The sequence below is a fragment of the Ruegeria sp. G2 genome, assembly GCF_056533505.1.
The window spans coordinates 698,700-716,944 of record NZ_JBQFON010000001.1 but is presented as its reverse complement, the minus strand read 5'-3'; the positions used below and the strand labels follow the sequence as shown (position 1 = coordinate 716,944).

The following is an 18,245-nucleotide window of genomic DNA, read 5'->3' as shown; positions in this document are numbered from 1 at the left end:
TCGTATTGGTTTGAGTATCGAATGCTCTCCATGGGCATCTCAACAGATCTTCAAGGGTGGTCGGTTCATATTCAGTACCCGGTCATTTCCAGATACCCCCGCCCTAAATGGCTGCCAGATATCGTGACGGGGCCTTCCCAATACTCGAACCGAGTCCCCATCCAGGCTTTGGGCGTTAGGGCCGATGCAACTACATCAATACCTTTCTCAGGTAGTGATATTTGCCATCTGGTAGGTATATCGCGTTGAGCGACGTGGTTTGTTTCTAGTGGTGTCAATAGTACCGATCCGTCCGGCAGAGATGTTGTTTGCCCATCCGCCTCGATCCATGTGGCAGCTGTGAAATCCCCACGTTCCCCACGCAGGCGAAACGCCATCAATTTGTCGCCGTTGTCAAAGCTGAGCGAAAACCAGTCCCAACCGCTTTGATCTTCGGCCAATGGTTGCGAGGACCATTCGCGGTCCAGCCAGCCCTGTCCAGTCACTTCGATGTCTTGATTTGGTAGGTGAAGGATACCTTCTACTGTGTAGATTGGCTGTGAATAGTAGTAGCTGGCCTGCCCATCGGCAGATTTCACGGAATAACCCCTGTCGCCGTGGAACACCAATGGGCCTTGCGCTTGTAGGCTTAGGTCGTAACCAAAATCTGATCCCGACGCACTTAGACTCAATTGGGTCAAATCGCCTCCACGCAGGTGCCACTCGTCGATCCAGGCTTCGAAAGGTTGGGCGGTGACACCGGCCTGTCCGATACCTCCACGGGATAGCCGTTCCGCGAAATAGTGCGTGTCTGATGTTGTTACGGCTGCGTGACCCATCCAGATCTGAGGGCTCTGCCAGCCCTCTGACTCAGTAGGTTTCAGGGCCGACCGGAATAAAGTCCATTGAACACCATAGTCATTGCCTTCTGCGTCTTTGAGATTCGCAGTCAGATACCACCACTCAATCCGGTAAGAAGGGTGCGGGCCGTGATCTTTCGGGAACTGGAATTGGTAACCTGCTTCAGGCCGCGCAAAACCTTCGGCAATACCTCCCAGTCCGGCATAGCCTTGTGCCCAACTAGCTATAGGGAACATTAAGAATAGGAAGAAAGCTCTAACGTTCATTGGCAAAAACCTGTAGCAAAGCCGCAGGTGGCAGGCGGAGCAATCGCCAGGCAGGCCAAGCAGCGGCAAGGGTTGCGGCAATCAATGTCAGCAGAAACAGCGCCAGCCAATCACCCGGAAACAGATGCATAGGCAGACGCCACCCGAATGCCTGTACGTTGATCACGGCCAACAATACCCAGGCCAGTATCAGCCCGAGTGGCAAAGCCAGACAGGCAGTTAAAGCAGCAAGCAGGGCGCTGCGCAAAAGTTCCAGCTGGGCAAGTTTCGAACGTGTCAGGCCCAACGCCCAAACCGGCGCGACCTGAGGCAAGCGTTGGGTCCACAACGTCAGCAAACTGGTCAAGATCGCAAATCCTGCGACGCCTAAGGTCAGCACGTTCAGGGCTGAGGTGATGACAAAGGTTTTCTCAAAGATAGCAAGCGACCGGGCCTTCATGGCAGCTTGTTGCACCACGGCCGTGGGCGACAGTTCAAACTGGGCACGCAACGCCTGCGCCAACTCCGTGGCTTTCTCTGGCGCAATGCGGATTCCAAAGCGCCGGGTTTCCGTATCCGGAGCTATCCGATCCAGCATTGGCATTGATACGATCGCCTGTCCGGTTGGGTTCCCGTAGTCGGAATAGACCCCACTTATGGTCAGAACGTGCTCTGGCGTGATCGCGACCGTATCTCCCGGCCACAAATTCGCACGGCGGGCAAGTTGTTCGTTGATCAGGATTGCGCCCCGGTTCAGGACGCTGTCCCAGACATCAGGTTCTTTGGCGATTAAGGGCCAGTTTCGGCGATAGCTTTGGTGATCAACGATTCCATACAGGAAAAGCGGTCCGGTTTCGTGCGTTATCTCTGTACTGCGGATCGGAAGGATTGCTGAAGTTCTTGGTGTAAGCCATTGGGTAATCGCCTCAGTTTGGGTTTCATCCGCAGCGGTCACGTAAAGCTCCGAAGTTAGACGTTGATCCAGCCATCCGGTGAAAGTCAGGCGGAAACTGGAAACCATGGTTCCAACTCCGATATTTGCCGCCAGCGCCAGCAACAGGGCCATTAGCGCCAAGGAAAGCCCGGGCAGTTGCGCGCGCATATCGGCAAGAACCCATTGTGTGACCGGCGTTTTGGCCTTTTGGATCAACAGGCCCAACACAGCTGAAATGAAGAGTGGCAGTACCAATGCAGCCCCAGTCAGTAACCCGGCGAGCAGTGCAAATCCGGCAATAAGTCCGCCGAAAGTAAAGTAGGCAATGATACCCAAAGCAATCAAAGCAAATCCGAATCCGCCAGAAATCCAGGCAGATATCTTTCCACCTCCCCAGGCCTGCAAGCCGGGTCCGGCGAGTATGGGCATGCGGGAAAGCCGCCAGAGCGCTTGCCCGCTTGCAGCCAGAGTGCCACCTGTTGCCATGGCAAGACCTGCGGCGACCCATTCAGGACGCAGTGACATTTGCCCGTCGATTGGTGCTCCGTAGAGGCCGCGTAAGGTAGAAGCAACGTCTGGAAGAAGCGCGCCGGCCAGGAAATATCCCAGCACAAGCCCGAATAGGCCTCCGATCAGAGCCAGCAACAAAAGTTCACCCAGAACAATCCCGATCAGGTTCCGCATTGGAAGACCCAGGGCTCGCAATGTTCGGATTGCGCCGCGCCTCTGCGCGAAAGCTAGGCCGACGGTACCGTGGACGATGAACAAACCAACTGCGAATGACAGCAGACCAAAAGCAGTCAGGTTCAAGTGAAAACTGTCGGTGAGTTGGGTGGTATCCAATTGTGAAGATGGTGCAATACGCTGCAGTTCAGGTGCGATTTCCGACAGAGGTGGCAATTTGCGAGGCTGATCCGGCAAAATTATCAGTCGGGATATTTGATTGGGGCGGTTGAGCAGTTGCTCGGCTACTCCGATATCTGTGAGGACCAGATCAGGCGGTAGCGCGCCGCTGGTAAGAATTGGTGGAAATCGGTCAGCGGATTGAAATACCTGCGAAAGTTGAGGCGACATCAGGAGCCGTCCCGGAGCTGTCAGCATATCAGCCGGATCTGGCGCATTGGTGCTTTGCTCGAGTTGCATAATGGCGGGCAGGGCAGGATAAGCGACCATATCCACGCCCATTAGGCGTATTGAACGGCCATTTACGCGCAGTGTGCCCTCGAGCACCGCGGCCACCTGCCAGCCTGCGCGCCTGAGTTCCGTATATCGCGACAGAGGGATCATGGATCCGGTCGCGCGCAGCTCGTCAAACTGTCCAATGGCAAGCTGTGCGCTGGCGCGCTCATAACTGGCGCGCGCTTCGGCGTTGATCGCTTGTACCGCCGACCAGAGGCAGGTTGCCAGCGCGATGCCGGTCAGAAGGGTCAGCAACTGCAATGGATGCGCCCGCCAATGGGACAGTAACGCCTGGACTGCAGCGCGTGTCATTCGATCCGTCCGCCCGTCAGATGGGCACGACGGTCCAGTCTGCTGGCGATCTCGTTCGAGTGGGTGACCAGCAAGAGGGCGGCCCCTGTATCGGCCACCAAAGAAAGCATCAGATCCAGCACTACCGCGCTTGCTGTCTCATCCAGATTACCTGTCGGTTCATCAGCCAGCAGTAATCGCGGCCGGATGGCCATGGCCCGCCCGATGGCCACGCGCTGTTGCTGCCCACCCGATAGCTGTTCAGGGTAGCGGTTAAGCAGATCGGCCAGTCCAAGACGCTTGGTCAGATGCTCGATCCACTCTGAGTCCTCACGTTTAGCAAGCCGCGCGTGGATTGAAAGGTTTTGAGCGATGGTCAGCGACGGGATCAGATTAAACTGCTGGAACACCAATGACAGCGTATTTCGGCGCAAGGCAGCACGCTCAATGTCATTCAGAGACGACATGGGCCTTCCATCCAGAGTGATTTCCCCGCCATCGAACCCATCTAAGGCGGCAACCAAGTGCAGCAAAGTGCTTTTGCCGCTGCCGCTTTCCCCGGTCAGCGCCAGGGTCTGGCCTTGTTCCAAGGTCAGCGAGACATCATTCAGGACCGGACGTCCGCCGGGATAGGATTTTTGGACGTGATCAATCGATAGCAACATTTGAGCACTCATTCGTTCTGTCACAATGTGCAGCGCAACGAAACAGTGTCCAGAGCAGAGATCGGTTCTATTCGCCGCAGCCCGCACATTGAGGGCGGGGTTGTCCAGCGCGCGCGAAAGTTCCATGCTGGCTGCAATCGGAACAAAGGCCATCTATATGACATTGTCGCAGCAGATTATTTGGGGCAGCTTTTACTTAGGTATTTGTTTTCTGATCGAAATCATGCTGCTGACATGGTGCGTTCTGGTCATCCGCAAACTCGTCGAAAGATGGGAGACCCGGAGCACGATCCTGGCAACTGCGGGCCCGATCAGCGTAGCGCTTATGTTCATTGTGCTTACCCATACGGTACAAGTTTGGATCTGGGCGATTGTATGGGTGTGGGGCGATGTGCTGCCGGATTGGAATTCGGCCCTCTATTTCTCGTTGGTGACTTTCACGACGCTGGGTTACGGAGACATCGTCTTGGGCGAAGGTTTGCGTATTTTCGGCGCATTCGCCTCGGTTACTGGACTTCTGGCCTTTGGGTTGTCTACGGCATTCCTCGTCGCCCTAATGACGCGGGTGTTTGAAGAACGGTTCCTGAACTAAAGGATCGGCGCGAACAATCGCGCGATTGGCGCGAAAAACCGGATGTGAAACGGCTGCTGAGGCAGGTCGCGCGTCAACTCGTAGCTAGAATGGAAATCGGTTTCCAGCATGTCAGATACAGCACGTGCCGCGCGGGGATCAAAAAACAGCGCCATCGCCTCAAAGTTCAGACGGAAAGATCGGTTGTCCAGATTGGTGGTACCAACAGCTGCCAGTGTATCGTCAACGACAAACACTTTCTGATGCATAAAGCCATCGGTATAGCGAAACACACGTGCACCGCAGTCGCGAATTTCATCGAAATACGCAAATGCCGCTAACCAGGGCAGGCGATGGTCAATGACATCGGGCACGAGTATCCGCACATCCACGCCGCGCAACGCCGCGTGTTGCAACGCGGTCATGATGTCGATGTCGGGCACAAAATACGGTGAGGCGATCCACAGCCGTTCCTTGGCCTCGGCGATGGCAGAAAAGAACATCATCGCGCCGGTTTCGGTATCATCGCCCGGACCAGTAGCGACCAGCAACGCGTTCATATCCTGTTCAGATTCGCTGCCTGCCCAATCGAGCTTATCGATCAGGTCTTCGTTGCGTGCCCAGTGCCAATCTTCGGTAAAGATCAGTTGCAGCTGCCGCACAACATGGCCGGTCATCTTAATATGCGTGTCCCGCCAACGCCCGAACCGAGGGCTTTGCCCCAGATACTCGACACCAACGTTGTGGCCGCCGATGAAGCCTGTCTCACCGTCAATGATCACGGTCTTTCGATGGTTGCGATAATTGAGTTGAAAGCGGAAGTTCGGCCCGCGCTGTTCGCGCGGATCAGCCACATCCACACCCGACCCGCGCAGTGTTTCTAGATAGCTCGACGGCAGGCCATAGCTGCCTACGGCATCAGTCATAAACCGAACATGAACGCCGCGTTTGACCGCTGCAATCAGCCGATCTTGTACTTTTCGCCCCAGCTCATCATCGCGCACGATGTAGAATTGGATCAGGACATAATTCTTTGCCCCGTCGATTGCGTCCAGTATTGACTGAAACGTGACATCACCATCAATCAGTAATTCGGCTCCGTTGCCGCGTGAGACGGGTAGGTGTGCCAGAGCCTCGAATGGCCGCGGATTGATGCGCATCGTCTTAGGATCAGGTTTCGAGTAGTCGGCAAAGGTTTTGATCCCTTCCACCACACGTTCGCTTTCCTGTCGCGCGATGCGATAGCCTTTGAAGCGGTGGTGCCCCAGAAACAGATAGAAAGGAACGCCAAACACCGGCGCCGACAGCAGGAAAACCACCCACCCAACTGCACCCTGAGGTGTGCGCGCCGTTTGCGCAGCGCGCACGGAAAAAACGACCGCTAGGCAATAGAGCGCAAACAGAAAAAACGAAACGAGCAATGTCCACATGGGCGCGCAATGATCCGGTTTGTTAGTTGGCCCCAGTGTAGATGCGCGACCAGTCATTGGCCATATCAACGATGACCCACCCCATGTCAGGGCCTTTATCCAACCCGTCGACCAGCCGACCGATCGGACTTTCGCGGTCATAGGCCCATTCACGGTCCGCATCAGTGTGGTGTATCAAAACGCCCAGCCGGGGTCCGTCGCCTGCGGTGGTCCATTCAAGCATGGCAAAATCCCCGTCCGAGTTTCCCCCAGCAAATATGGGGCGCTTTCCGATGGTGCGTTCGATGTTGATCGGCTTGCCTTCTTTGTCATCGATGAAGGCGATGCCGGGAGCCTTATTTATCACTGGGTTACCTTTAACGCTGTCATAGGTGGTCTCACCATAGGTGCCCAGAATTTGTTCGGGCGGGATGCCATATGCCTGTTCGGCGAATACGCGCATGAAATGCAGGCCTCCGCCTGAAACGATATAGGTTTTGAATTCTTTATCCCGCAGGTAACGCAACAGCTCGACCATCGGCTGATAGGTCATCTGGTCGTAAGGCAGATCGGTCTCGGGATGTCGTGCAGTGCCCAGCCAGTCGGCCACCGACGCCTGGAACGTTTCAACACTGATGCCGGAATGCGACGCGTTAACCACTTCGATCAGAGCGTCATGCCCGCCTTCCAGAATGGTTTGCAAATCACCCTCGGCAGCTGCTTTCAGGGCTGGGGTCGATAAGATCGACGGGTCTTGTGCAGCAAGCTCTGCCAGTTGGTCCATGGCAAATATGAATTGAAAATAAACCGGTTGTTCAGCCCAGAGCGTGCCGTCATTGTCAAACACTGCAATCCGGTCGGCGGGGGTGACATAGTTCGGCCCTCCAGGATCTGTGACGTTGCCTATGAACTCAATAATCGTATTTTTTGAATCAGAATCGTTCCAACTCGGAAGTGGGTCTGCGAACAGTGTGAGGGGGGTGCAGCTGAGCACGGCAGCTAGAGCGGCGTATCGCATATGACTCTCGACATTTTCAAAAAAGGAAAAAGGCCGCCCTGTAGAGGGCGACCCTAAGAGTTTCATTCAAGGCCTAATTGTTGGTCGGTGTTGTTAACTTCTCCATAACCTGATCCAAGTTGAAGCTGGCCGCTTTCTGACGTGGTGGGAACTCCTGGAATGTGCTCAGAAAACTACCAACATACTGCTGCGCAGGAACTAGGAAATAGGCTCGGTCCAACAGCCAATCGTAATAGGTGTTAGAGGTCCGGTAGGCACGCTCATACGGATCACGGCGCAGGTTAACGATCAAGGGTATGCGCAGCTCGGTCCAAGGTTCGATCCAGGCCCGCAGAGTTGCCCAGGCTTTCTGCTCCAGGAATATTAGCTTCCAGTCTTCGAAGCGCAGCGCCGTTAGGTCTCCGTCATCCGAGAAATAGAAAATCTCTTTGCGAGGACTTTCGGCAGTCTCACCAGTCAACAGAGGCAGGATGTTATAGCCATCCAGGTGCACCTTGTATTCGCGCCCCATACCAGAGGAGCTATAACCTGCCTTCAGCTTGTCTTTAATTTCGGGATCACCGGCGACCGCGAGGTATGTTGGCAACCAATCCATGTGGTGCACGATCTCGTTGGTGACAGATCCGGCTTCGATCTGACCGGGCCAGCGGACCATCGAGGGAACGCGCCATCCCCCTTCCCAGTTGGTGTTCTTTTCACCCCAGAACGGCGTTGCGGCCGCATCGGGCCATGTGTTCATGTGCGGACCGTTGTCTGTGGAATAGTGAACTATGGTATTGTCGGCGATGCCAAGCTCGTCCAGCAGATCCAGCAGCTGACCCACATGCATATCATGTTCGATCATGCCTGCGGTGTATTCATCCGCAATGCGACCTGAGATTTCATTGGCTTTTGCGCGCATCTCGTCTTTGACGTGGGTACGGAAATGCATGCGGGTACCATTCCACCAGACATAGAAGGGTTGCCCTTGCTCATGTGCCCGCTTGATGAAATCAATCGCCGCCGCCACGGTTTCGTCATCAACAGTTTCCATGCGTTTGCGGGTCAAGGGGCCCGTGTCTTCGATGGTACCATCTGACTTTGATTTGATAACGCCGCGCGGCCCATACGCCTCGCGGAAGGTGCGGCCATCAGCCAATACCCGGTCACCCGGATAGTCCTCGTTTTCTGGTTCTTCTTCAGCATTCAAGTGATAGAGATTGCCAAAAAACTCATCAAAACCGTGGTTTGTTGGCAGGTGTTCATCCTTGTCTCCAAGATGGTTTTTGCCAAACTGACCAGTGACATAACCGTGGTCTTTCAACAAACCAGGTATGGTTGGGTCTTCGACCTGCATGCCAAGATCAGCCCCCGGAAGACCGACCTTGGACAGGCCTGTCCGGAACACGGACTGTCCCATGATATAGGATGAGCGACCAGCAGTGCAGGATTGCTCACCATAGTAATCGGTGAAGATCATGCCCTCATTGGCCACGCGATCGATATTGGGTGTCTGATATCCCATGAGGCCCATGGTGTAGGCTGAGATATTCGATTGCCCAATGTCATCGCCCCAAATCACAAGAATATTAGGTTTTTGATCCTGCGCCCAGGCGGGCAGTGCAAGCGCAACAGCAACGGTTGCCACTGCGAACTTGCGCATCGATTTGCGCCAGCTATCTGCAATCATTTGTGGAGGTGACATAGGGTGCTCCTGATTAAACGAGCCTTAATGGCCCAGCAAATTTAGTTTTAGAGGCAGCGGCTAAATTGAACTCGATGGCCGCGTGCAAACTGTTGATTACCGGAAGAAAAAATATGTAATGGACCGGGAATCGAACAGAACTACTTTAAGCGATGAAACGTGTCTAAAACCTATCATATGATCATTTTGAAAGATACAAATGTTTGATAATGATGATGATATGCAGATCCTGACCCAAACCGACTGGTTTGGGGCACGCGGGCCGAAATTTCAGAATGATCTGATGACTTGTGCGGTTGTCCGAACGTTTGATCCAGGCGAAACACTCTATCACCATGGTGATCCGGCAAATGGTATTCATGCTGTGCTTGATGGGTCTGTTCAGATCACGGCACCCGCCGATGACGGGCAAGAATTTGTTGTGCATCGGGAAGGCGCAGGTTTCTGGATTGGAGATCTTGCTCTTTTCGCCGAAGCGCAAAGACTGGTCAGCGTGATGACCACCCAACAGACGCGTACATTGTTTTTTCCCAGTTCACGGGTGGAAAGAATGGTGCAAGAGAATCCGGAATATGTCCGCGATTTCTACGCGTTAACACGTGAAAACATGAAAACAGCCCTCCGGATCATGGCCAACTTGGCAGTTACGGGGTCGGAGAAGCGCCTTGTCTTACGTCTGCTGCATTTGGACGAGGGCGCCTCGAAATCAGACGGCTGGATTATTGTATCGCAGGATGAGCTGGCTGCGATGGTCGCAGTGTCTCAACCAACGTTGCATCGTAACTTGCATCGACTTTCAGGTTTAGGCCTAGTTGAGCTGGGATATGGTCGACTACGTCTAATCGACAGGCGCAAACTTATCGCAAGCTGCCAAAGTTGAAGCCTAGGGATTAAGTGGCGGCAACACACCCGGTTTGGGACGACTAGAGTGATTCAGGGTATTCAGTTTCCGCATGACCGCACTCCAATCCTCAAAGCCGGTTTGGCTCTTCTTTGAATACCGCTCAGCACCTATCTGGGTCAGGCTGCTCTCAAGGGGCGCGGCGCGTTCTGGTTGGAGGCTGCGCTCTTTCCAAAGTTCTATAGCTTCATAAGCTGCAGACAAATCCCGAGCTCTCAATGCTGCTCTCAAAGCTTCGGCGGCGTATTCCTCGGAGGCAAGATATCTACTGTGTCGCTTGTCTTTCCAGCGCTGATAGCGTGGGCGAAGAGATCGCACTGCGGCCCACAATGCCAAAACAACAATCGTGATCCAGAATGCAGCCTTTGCAAGGGTTTCGATATCCGGCGGCTGCCATTTTGGTGGTGCCAGCGTTAACTCGATCGCTGGGACGGCGACCGTTTCAATTTGTCTGGTTTGCAAGTTAAACCAATCGATTGACACAGCTGGCAACCTTGTCTGGCCGCCCTCCTGCGAAATATATACCGTCTTCTCCATGCGTTGTCCGGACAACACCCCTCGATCTTCGGTTTCTGTAATGCGCGGCTCCTTAGGATATGCGCGCACCAACGGGTCTTGCTCGTGAGGTGTGAGCACTGGGATCAAAAGAGGCGTCGTGCCAGATATCTGCGCGCTCAATTCGCGCGTAATGGCGTCACCAGCCTGCATATCTGTTGTGCCTTCTATTTGCTGCTGGAGCGAAAACCCGTTTGCGATGATTAACGGATCAAGACCACGAGCACCTTCCGGAATCTCGGCGCTGAGTTGTACAGACGGAAGCGCCAACGAAACCTGAATTGGATCGTTGGTTTGAGGATCGGCATAAGTTACAACTACCTCTTGCGAGTCAAACGCAACCGGACCTGCTGCCAGAGGGTATAGGCGATAGCTGCGCTGCACACCGGACCAGGTCGCTCCGTTCACCGTCTTGCTGATTGGTCCAGAGGCACGTTCAGGAAGACGAACCACGAGGTTTTGTTGTTCTAAAGAGGGAAACACCGGAGGTTGTGGCATGAATGTTGGCACTAGAACTTTGATTCGAACGATCGCTGGTTGCCCTACAATGACCGGTTCATCAGGCGCTTCGACCGAGACCTGAGGGGCAGTCGCATCGTTATTCTGCGCAAATACTGGAAGAGCAAGAAAAAGAATAAAGAAAGTAACATATCTCATTCTGTTCGCTCCTGATTTTCAAGAAGAAAACGATTGCGCAGAAAGTCTTGCATGTCAGTATCTATTGAGCTGATCCATTGATCGGCCGAAAGGGTTTGCGGCCCTTCTTTAGGAGCTTGAACCGTAGTTTCGTTACCGCGGGCCGCATCATTGTCGAACACCGTGTCATCCGCACCAATGCCAGCCTCTTCACCCGTATCAGATTGTTCGCGGGTCGTTTCAATGTAATCAAGGATGGCTTTCGACACCTCGAGATTGTGCTGCGCTTCGGGCCATTCAGGACGCCGTTCCAAGGCGGTCTCGAAGGCGGATATGGCTGGGCGATACTCACGGTTCCGTATTCGTGCCATACCTTCAGCAAACGCGGCTTCCGGTGTGTCCAGCCCTGCAAATATGGAGGACGCCTCTGAATATTGACCGTCCCTGAGATAGGCATATCCCTTGTGATACGAGCCCTCAAACAATTCCGCCGCTTCAGCAAAGCGCTTTTGATTCATTGCAATCTGACCTTGCTGATCGGCCGTAAGGAACCAATCTTTCCATCCTTCGGCTCGAGCTCCTGATGGTGGTATCATCATCAAAGCCAGCAGTGCCCAGCGGATCACCCAGCCTTTTCTGAACCAAAGAAGTGAAAATAACGCAGCAGGCCATGCCAAAATCCAGCCATTGTCCTGCCAATCAAGACGTTCATCATCATCCAGAGCTGCAGTGTAGGCAGTTTGGATTTGACGCTGCAGACGACTGATGTCCCGATCGTCATCCGAAAACGCTACCACGGATGCGCCTTGGATGTTGCCTAGCTGTACAATTCGCTCACCATTGGGCAGCATAGTGAGAAAGAAAATGTCGTTATTCGAAGTGTTTAACCCAGATACCTGAGACGGGTCTAAGTCATCCAAAACAAAAAGCACTGCCCCTGGGCTCTCACTTTCATCCAGTATGGATTGCGCTAAATCGAGAGCATCGGCCGCTGCGTCGCCTGGGGTTGGCATCACAGCCGGCGTTAAGCCTTCAAGCAGAGGGCGAAGAATGTTGGCGTCTTCGGTTAGGGGAGCAACTCGGTGCGGCGTTCCGGAATAAGCGATCAGGGCAGTGTGGGCTCCAGCGCGCTCATCAATCAGATCAGCGATCTTGAACCGTGCTCGGTCCAACCGTGAAGGAGCAATATCCGTGTTCTCCATGCTGTCGGTGACCTTTAGAGCGATCACTAACGGGGCGGTATCTGCAATCAGCGGGTTGGGTGCACGCGACCAGGTTGGACCGGAGGCCGCGAGGGCAACAAGTGTGGCGATGACCATCGCAATATCAATTGGTTGAATGCGACGGGTTTCAGTCTTGCCAAGCTGCAATGCGGTCGCCAGATGCGGAACGATCCCTGAGGGTAGCTTGGTTTCGGCCGCAGGCTTGGGTCTGATCAACCACCATAGCGCTACAATTGGGATTAGAAACAGAAGGTAATAACCTCGAATAAAATGGAAATCAGGAAGTTCCATTATTGAGCAACCTCCTTGCGCCGCTGGGCAAAATGGAACCAGATTGTGCTGATAAGAATAACGATCAGCGCACTCGCCAATGGAATATGGGCAAGGCTGTTTGTCGGGCGATAGCTTTGAGTTTCTACTATTCTGGGGTTTAACTGATCTATTCGCTCGTAGGTCTGTGCGAGGGCTGACGCATCATCTGCAAAGAAATATTCTCCACCGGTTCGATCCGCGATGTCCTTTAACGCTTGCAGGTCCACGCGATCTTCGCCCGTAGCATTAGGGTCTCCAACACCAATCGTATAGATGACCACATTCTTTTTTGCGGCAATCGCCGACGCGTTTACAGGCGTCATACGGCTAGACGTATCGGCCCCATCGCTTAGTACGATCATCAGGCGTTGATCCACTTCGCTGGACTCGAATGTTCTGATCCCAAGCCCGATCGCGTCACCCAGGGCAGTGTTCGGCCCAGCCATGCCAACTTGAGTTTGATCCAGGAAGCCATTCAAACTATTAAGATCTTCTGTAAACGGCGCTTGAATGAACGCGCGTGTTCCAAAAATGATGAGGGCCATCCTGTCACCATCGCGTTCGGCGATGAATTGTTTTAGGACATCTTTAACTGCCTCCAGCCTCTGCACCGGGCCGCCAGTCTCGGATTTGAAATCGCGCTGATCCATCGAGCCCGAGATATCCAAGGCAAGGACGACGTCCAGCGCAGATTTTTCAATCACTATGGGATCACCCAACTGTTCTGGTCGAGCCAGCGACAGAACCAACAAAATCCAGATTAACACGACGCTTGCGGTTTGAAGGCGGGATCGAACTGGGATGACTGAGCCGGATTTCGGCTCGACGCCTGCGGCCTGCGCAACGCGGCGAAAGAAGGGAATACGAATTGAAGTGTTTTTTTCGCGATGGGGTGGAGCAAAGAAATAGACCAGCGCCGGAAGCGGAAGTAGCAGAAAAACCCACGGAGCAGCGAAGGAAAACATCACTTTCTCCGATATGGTTTGTGGGCTTTAACCCAATGCAGTGCAAGCTGCGTGACGGCGGGGTTTGGCGGTATGTCTTTATACGGGGCTTCAACCAACGCTTGGCAATTTTCAGAATTAAAAATATTTTTATCAATGGTTTGGGAAAGAAAATTCAGCCATTCTTCGCCATGAATCCCTGCGACCTGCTCGCGAGGATATGCGGCCAATGCAGTACGCCGAAGGATCTCGGCAACCTTGGCCACAGAGATGCCAGGCGCTGCGAGCTCTGCCAGCGCGTACCGCCTGTAGGCGTTCGCATGCCTGTGCCGCAGTATCAGGACTGTAGCGACCGAAAAAATTGCCAGCAGGATGACAGCGACCACGACCCATCCCCAGGTCTGAGGCATCATTGAAATAGCTTCAGGTTCTGGCGCTGGTTCGAGCATATCCAACAGATCAACCAGAGATTTTCCTGTAGTGTCGATGCTCATCGCCGACCTCCGCGGTGCCCGAATAAGCGCAATAGCTGATCCAAAGCCGGTTCCGAGGTTGTCAAAGGAACTACCGGAAAACCATATCGTCGGGACCAAGTGTGCAGTTGTGCTAACCTATCCTCCATGGATTTTCGAATTTTGTCTGATAACTCAGGGTCGGATCCGTCGATTTCAATCTGCTCGCTACCATCAGAGACCGTCATCTTCAGGTTCGGCGCGAGGGCCGTTGCAGTTGGATCCGCGACATTGAAAACGATCAAATCGTTTGAGAACGCCAGTTGACGCAACAAATTCTCCGATCTTTCATTGAGCCCGTCGCAGTCTGAGAACAGGCAAATTAGTCCACTGGTTTGGGTGATGCGGGTTGCCTCAAAAAGCATGTCATTCAGAAACACGGTTGGCTGTGGGGTCAAACCTGCATGCAAGCAGGAATTTGCTGTTCCGATGGAGGACAAGAACCGCGTAAGGGCTGCCGCGCGGCGCTGTGGTCTGTGCTCGGCAACGTCTGTATCGCTGAATACGAGACCTCCAACACGATCGCCTTGACCAAGAATTCGATGCGCAGAAATTGCTGCGGCTTCGGCAGCGATGACAGATTTCATATAGACTTCTGTTCCGAAGAACATCGATATGCGCTGATCGACCAACAGCAGGGCAGGGCGATCACGTTCTTCGGTGTAGACCCTAACATGGGGCTTTCCGGTGCGTGCAGTGACCTTCCAGTCGATGGTTCGGATATCGTCGCCCGGCAAATAGCCCCGCAATTCTTCAAAATTCAGGCCGCGACCACGCAAACGCGAGGCGTGACGACCATTCAGGATCGAACGCGCGGGTTGACGCGGTAACAGGCTGAGTGCCTGCGATCTGGGGCCCAATTGCAATAGATGGTCCGCGTCGACACGGACGCGTGGGTCGTTCGGATATGGCGCAGTCTGGTTCATGCAGCCGTTTTCCTTAGCAATTAGGGAAGCGCCACCAGGCGAAGGAGTTCTGCGATTACGTCATCTGCGGATTTGCCCGATCCTTGTGCTTCGAAACTGAGTGTAACGCGATGACGAAATACGTCATGCGCAATGGCGCGGATGTCTGCAGGATCAACATAATCGCGTTCGTTCATCCAGGCATGGGCGCGCCCGCATTTGTCCAACGCCAGTGAGGCGCGTGGACTGGCGCCGATCTCAATCCAACTAGCGAGTTCGGGGCTCAAAGCTTCGGGCGTGCGCGTCGCCTGCACGAGGTTGGCCATATAACGATCCATCGCGTCAGACACATGGATTTGACCAATCTCTGACCTTGCCGCAAAGATGGCTTCCTGTGGTATTGCAGCTGGAGTTTCACGCGCTCCACCTTTGTTGGCTGCGATATCTTCGCCCCGGACCAGGCGAATAACTTCAACCTCGTCTTCGACGGGGGGGTAAGTGATTTGAACATGCATCAGGAATCGATCCATCTGTGCTTCGGGCAGTGGGTAGGTACCTTCCTGTTCGATGGGGTTCTGGGTGGCCATAACGATAAACAGAGGATCCATTTTATGCGTGGTTCCTGAAACAGTGACCTGCCGTTCCTCCATCGCTTCCAGCAACGCCGCCTGCACCTTGGCGGGCGCACGGTTGATTTCATCCGCTAGTACGATGTTCGCAAAAATCGGTCCCGGTTCGAACTTGAACTCACCCCCCGCATCGGTCTGCTGGAATATCTCGGTCCCAGTCACATCCGAAGGCAGTAAGTCCGGCGTAAACTGAATGCGGCTAAAGCTTGCATCCATATTCTTCGCCATTGCCTTGACCGCGCGTGTCTTGGCCAGACCAGGCAGGCCCTCGATCAAAAGGTTACCATTGGCCAAGAGACCGATCAGCAGGCGATCAATCACCTCGATCTGGCCAATGATCGATTGGCCCATACGGGATCTGAGATCCATAATCTGGTTGAGTGCGCTCATAACAATTGTCCCGTAATAGCCCGAAATACCGGTCTCGCGTTCTATCGTCTGCGATGGCCGAGAGTCGGGATCTTGAAGTAATGATAGAACGTTAGCAGGGCGAAGTTGCTCAGACTACAATGAATTCCGAGTTCTGAGTTTTTGAATATCACTCTTTAACTCCTCGCGGATGGGCCCGGGATTACTGGGATCACGTAGTGTCGTTGCCCAGTGGGTTGGTCGGTCGCGACCGGTCTTTCGGTTCCAACTCAGCGCGTTTAGGATAGATTGCTGTTCTTCTGTCAGATGAGAAGGGATTTCATATCCGTTCAGGGTCGCCCAAACACCGCTCCACAGACGGCCGACAGACCAAGGATTATAACCTCCGCCACCCAAGATCAAAAACCGAGGTGTTAAGTGTTGGAGGCTGGAAACGGCACGCCAGTGCGCATTGTTTGACAATGCGAGGCGCGATAGCGGGTCTTCGGTGACGGCGTCGGCGCCGCATTGCAGGATAATGGCTTGCGGGTGGAAAGCCTTAGTTACAGGGAGGATCATCCCCTCCAGAATGGCTTGGAATTCATCGTCGTTTAGACTTCGACCAACAGGTAAATTCCATGCGGCGCCACCTGCGTCATCTTCTAGTAGTCCGGTAAAGGGCCATCTGCGCGCCTCATGAATCGAAATTATGCGCACCATTGACGAACCGTGGAACGCAGCCTCGACGCCATCGCAATGATGGGCGTCGATGTCTATGTAGACAATTCGTTCAAGCCCAAGATCGAGCAGTCTGAAGATCGCGAGAACTGGATCGTTTAGGTAACAGAAGCCGTTGGCGCGACTTTCTAATCCATGATGCGTACCTCCTGCTGGGTTAAACACAATACCGCCGTTCCAAATTAACTCGGCTCCCAGAATCGATCCTCCGGCGGCAGTGGCTGGCCGTCGATACATTTCTCCAAATACCGGATTGGACAATGTGCCCAGACCAAACCTGCGTTTTACCTCGTCGGAGACCGACTGTGTTTTTTCGGCGTTTAGTAATGCTGAAATGTAAGCAGGTGAATGAAATCGCTGCAGTGCCTTAGGTTTGGCACACGGGCTGGTCCGATAGTTCTGCGAGTTCAGCCAACCCATCGATCTGCAGAGGTCAATCACAGTGGAAACGCGCGGGATTGCAAGCGGGTGTTTTGCGCCATAGCTCGAGGTGCGATAGATTTCCGAGCCTATGAAGATGGGTCGAGGTTTATTGTTTGTCTTCAACACTCGCATGGTTGTCATCGCCCAATTGACCATCCAGCGACATCAGAACGGCAACGGGCCTGAGTGCTGGAATATGACTGAAAATAATCAGGATACACACCGTTAAGGGCACGCTGAGAAACGCTCCGATTAAACCCCAGACTGTGGTCCAGAATGTCAGTGCCAATATGACAAGAAAGGTCGACATATTCAGAGACCGGCCAAGCATGGCCGGGTCCAGGAAATTGCCGATCACAAATTGCAGCGTGCCACAGCCCAGGACGATGACAAGGAATGGTCCAATGGTTTCAAATTGTACCAATGCAATCATCGACGGAAAGATCACGGCAATAATCGAACCGATAGACGGGATGAAATTCAGCGCGAATGTTAGAACGGCCCATGTCTCGGCATATTCCAGTCCCAGTGCCTTAAATATTGAATAGCTTATGAGGGCCGTGATCAGGCTGATCAAAGTCTTCACCCCGACATAGCGCTGCAGACTGTACGAGATAGCATCCAAAACCGAAGCCAGATCAGCGCCGAGCTGCGGGTTACCTGCTGCAAGTTGGATTTTCTTGCGAAATGCCAGGCGCTCAGCCATCAGAAATGCGACATACAGGCTGATGAGGAAAAACTGGTTCAGCAGAGATGTGGCACTGCCCAGCAAAAGCCGTGCAACATAGGACATGTCGATGCTGACCAGATTGTCCCGAATGAAACTGGTGACGTCATTTCCGACCAATCCGGTAATTCTGTGCACCGCACCATCAAACTGGCTTTCATAGGTGTTGATCGAACGCGCAAATTGCGTGGCCTGACTGCCGAGAATATACATGATCATGAACAAGCCTGCCAAAACGACAGTAACTCCGGCTAAGTTCGCGATCCAGATTGGTACACGTGTCACCGCGATGACCCGGTCACTGAGGGCCAGGATCAGTACATTGATCAGCAGTGCCATGGTCAACGGCACCAGAAAATTCGCCCCTGCATAAAGGCCAAGCACCACAAGAGTGGCCACGATCACAACATCCCTCAATACGCCCAACTGCAGGCGCGCTCTGGATGGGCTATTTTCGGGATCAGAGGTCATGAGTTGGCCTGGGTCTGCTTGCCGCTGGTGCGTGATTTGGGACATCTTGCACGATCCTGCACAGGCTTACCAGTTTATGCAATCC

At 53.7% G+C, this 18,245-nt stretch carries 16 protein-coding genes; 2 read left to right on the top strand and 14 right to left on the bottom strand.

The features are described from left to right. Nucleotides 1-71: 71 nt before the first annotated feature. Genes ACR0DU_RS03535 through ACR0DU_RS03525 form a run of 3 tightly spaced genes read right to left on the bottom strand, consistent with a single transcriptional unit; the run spans nt 72 to nt 4,154 of the window. Nucleotides 72-1,106 carry a lipocalin-like domain-containing protein gene (locus ACR0DU_RS03535; RefSeq protein WP_480872499.1) on the bottom strand — a complete coding sequence of 345 codons (1,035 nt, stop codon included), beginning with the start codon at nt 1,104-1,106 and terminating at the stop codon, nt 72-74. Then, complete coding sequence (locus ACR0DU_RS03530; RefSeq protein WP_480872498.1) at nt 1,096-3,510, bottom strand: FtsX-like permease family protein; 2,415 nt, start codon at nt 3,508-3,510, stop codon at nt 1,096-1,098. The genes ACR0DU_RS03535 and ACR0DU_RS03530 overlap by 11 nt, the downstream gene beginning before the upstream one ends. After that, nucleotides 3,507-4,154: an ABC transporter ATP-binding protein gene (locus ACR0DU_RS03525; RefSeq protein ID WP_319547226.1), complete on the bottom strand. Its 648-nt coding sequence runs from the start codon at nt 4,152-4,154 to the stop codon at nt 3,507-3,509. The genes ACR0DU_RS03530 and ACR0DU_RS03525 overlap by 4 nt, the downstream gene beginning before the upstream one ends. Nucleotides 4,155-4,311: 157 nt before the next feature. Between ACR0DU_RS03525 and ACR0DU_RS03520 the strand changes: the two genes are divergently transcribed. Beyond that, on the top strand, nt 4,312-4,746 hold the full coding sequence (locus ACR0DU_RS03520; RefSeq protein ID WP_029621819.1) for an ion channel: 435 nt from the start codon (nt 4,312-4,314) through the stop codon (nt 4,744-4,746). Here ACR0DU_RS03520 and cls read toward each other — a convergent pair. The 3 genes from cls to ACR0DU_RS03505 all read right to left on the bottom strand — a co-directional run bounded on the left by cls (nt 4,743) and on the right by ACR0DU_RS03505 (nt 8,794). Further along, nucleotides 4,743-6,155 (bottom strand): cardiolipin synthase, encoded by a 1,413-nt coding sequence (cls, locus tag ACR0DU_RS03515; RefSeq protein WP_010440246.1) that lies wholly within the window; start codon nt 6,153-6,155, stop codon nt 4,743-4,745. The two genes, ACR0DU_RS03520 and cls, sit on opposite strands and share 4 nt — an antisense overlap. Before the next feature lie 22 nt (nt 6,156-6,177). Continuing rightward, a complete protein-coding gene (locus ACR0DU_RS03510) occupies nt 6,178-7,152 on the bottom strand; it encodes an HAD family hydrolase (RefSeq protein ID WP_480872497.1) in 975 nt (324 codons plus the stop codon). Nucleotides 7,153-7,225: 73 nt separating this feature from the next. Next, entirely contained in the window at nt 7,226-8,794 is a 1,569-nt protein-coding gene (locus ACR0DU_RS03505; RefSeq protein WP_480872743.1) for an arylsulfatase, read from the bottom strand. A gap of 241 nt (nt 8,795-9,035) precedes the next feature. Here ACR0DU_RS03505 and ACR0DU_RS03500 point away from each other — a divergent pair, with 241 nt between their 5' ends. Next, nucleotides 9,036-9,716: a Crp/Fnr family transcriptional regulator gene (locus tag ACR0DU_RS03500; RefSeq protein WP_170778511.1), complete on the top strand. Its 681-nt coding sequence runs from the start codon at nt 9,036-9,038 to the stop codon at nt 9,714-9,716. Between the two features lie 3 nt (nt 9,717-9,719). On the opposite strand, the gene ACR0DU_RS03495 is transcribed toward ACR0DU_RS03500, so the two are convergent. The 8 genes from ACR0DU_RS03495 to ACR0DU_RS03460 form a co-directional block, all read right to left on the bottom strand. Beyond that, a complete protein-coding gene (locus tag ACR0DU_RS03495) occupies nt 9,720-10,949 on the bottom strand; it encodes a hypothetical protein (RefSeq protein WP_480872495.1) in 1,230 nt (409 codons plus the stop codon). Further along, a complete protein-coding gene (locus tag ACR0DU_RS03490) occupies nt 10,946-12,442 on the bottom strand; it encodes a VWA domain-containing protein (RefSeq protein ID WP_480714863.1) in 1,497 nt (498 codons plus the stop codon). Before ACR0DU_RS03490 ends, ACR0DU_RS03495 begins: the two co-directional genes overlap by 4 nt. Further along, on the bottom strand, nt 12,442-13,428 hold the full coding sequence (locus ACR0DU_RS03485; RefSeq protein WP_480872493.1) for a VWA domain-containing protein: 987 nt from the start codon (nt 13,426-13,428) through the stop codon (nt 12,442-12,444). Before ACR0DU_RS03485 ends, ACR0DU_RS03490 begins: the two co-directional genes overlap by 1 nt. Next, nucleotides 13,428-13,856 carry a DUF4381 domain-containing protein gene (locus ACR0DU_RS03480; protein ID WP_480872742.1) on the bottom strand — a complete coding sequence of 143 codons (429 nt, stop codon included), beginning with the start codon at nt 13,854-13,856 and terminating at the stop codon, nt 13,428-13,430. The genes ACR0DU_RS03485 and ACR0DU_RS03480 overlap by 1 nt, the downstream gene beginning before the upstream one ends. A 41-nt stretch (nt 13,857-13,897) precedes the next feature. Continuing rightward, nucleotides 13,898-14,845 (bottom strand): DUF58 domain-containing protein, encoded by a 948-nt coding sequence (locus ACR0DU_RS03475; protein WP_480454937.1) that lies wholly within the window; start codon nt 14,843-14,845, stop codon nt 13,898-13,900. 20 nt (nt 14,846-14,865) lie between these two features. Further along, complete coding sequence (locus ACR0DU_RS03470) at nt 14,866-15,843, bottom strand: AAA family ATPase (protein ID WP_480872491.1); 978 nt, start codon at nt 15,841-15,843, stop codon at nt 14,866-14,868. A 114-nt stretch (nt 15,844-15,957) separates the two neighbouring features. Next, a complete protein-coding gene (locus tag ACR0DU_RS03465; protein WP_480872741.1) occupies nt 15,958-17,094 on the bottom strand; it encodes an acetoin utilization protein AcuC in 1,137 nt (378 codons plus the stop codon). Next, entirely contained in the window at nt 17,069-18,205 is a 1,137-nt protein-coding gene (locus tag ACR0DU_RS03460; RefSeq protein ID WP_480872490.1) for an AI-2E family transporter, read from the bottom strand. The genes ACR0DU_RS03465 and ACR0DU_RS03460 overlap by 26 nt, the downstream gene beginning before the upstream one ends. Between the last annotated feature and the right edge of the window lie 40 nt (nt 18,206-18,245).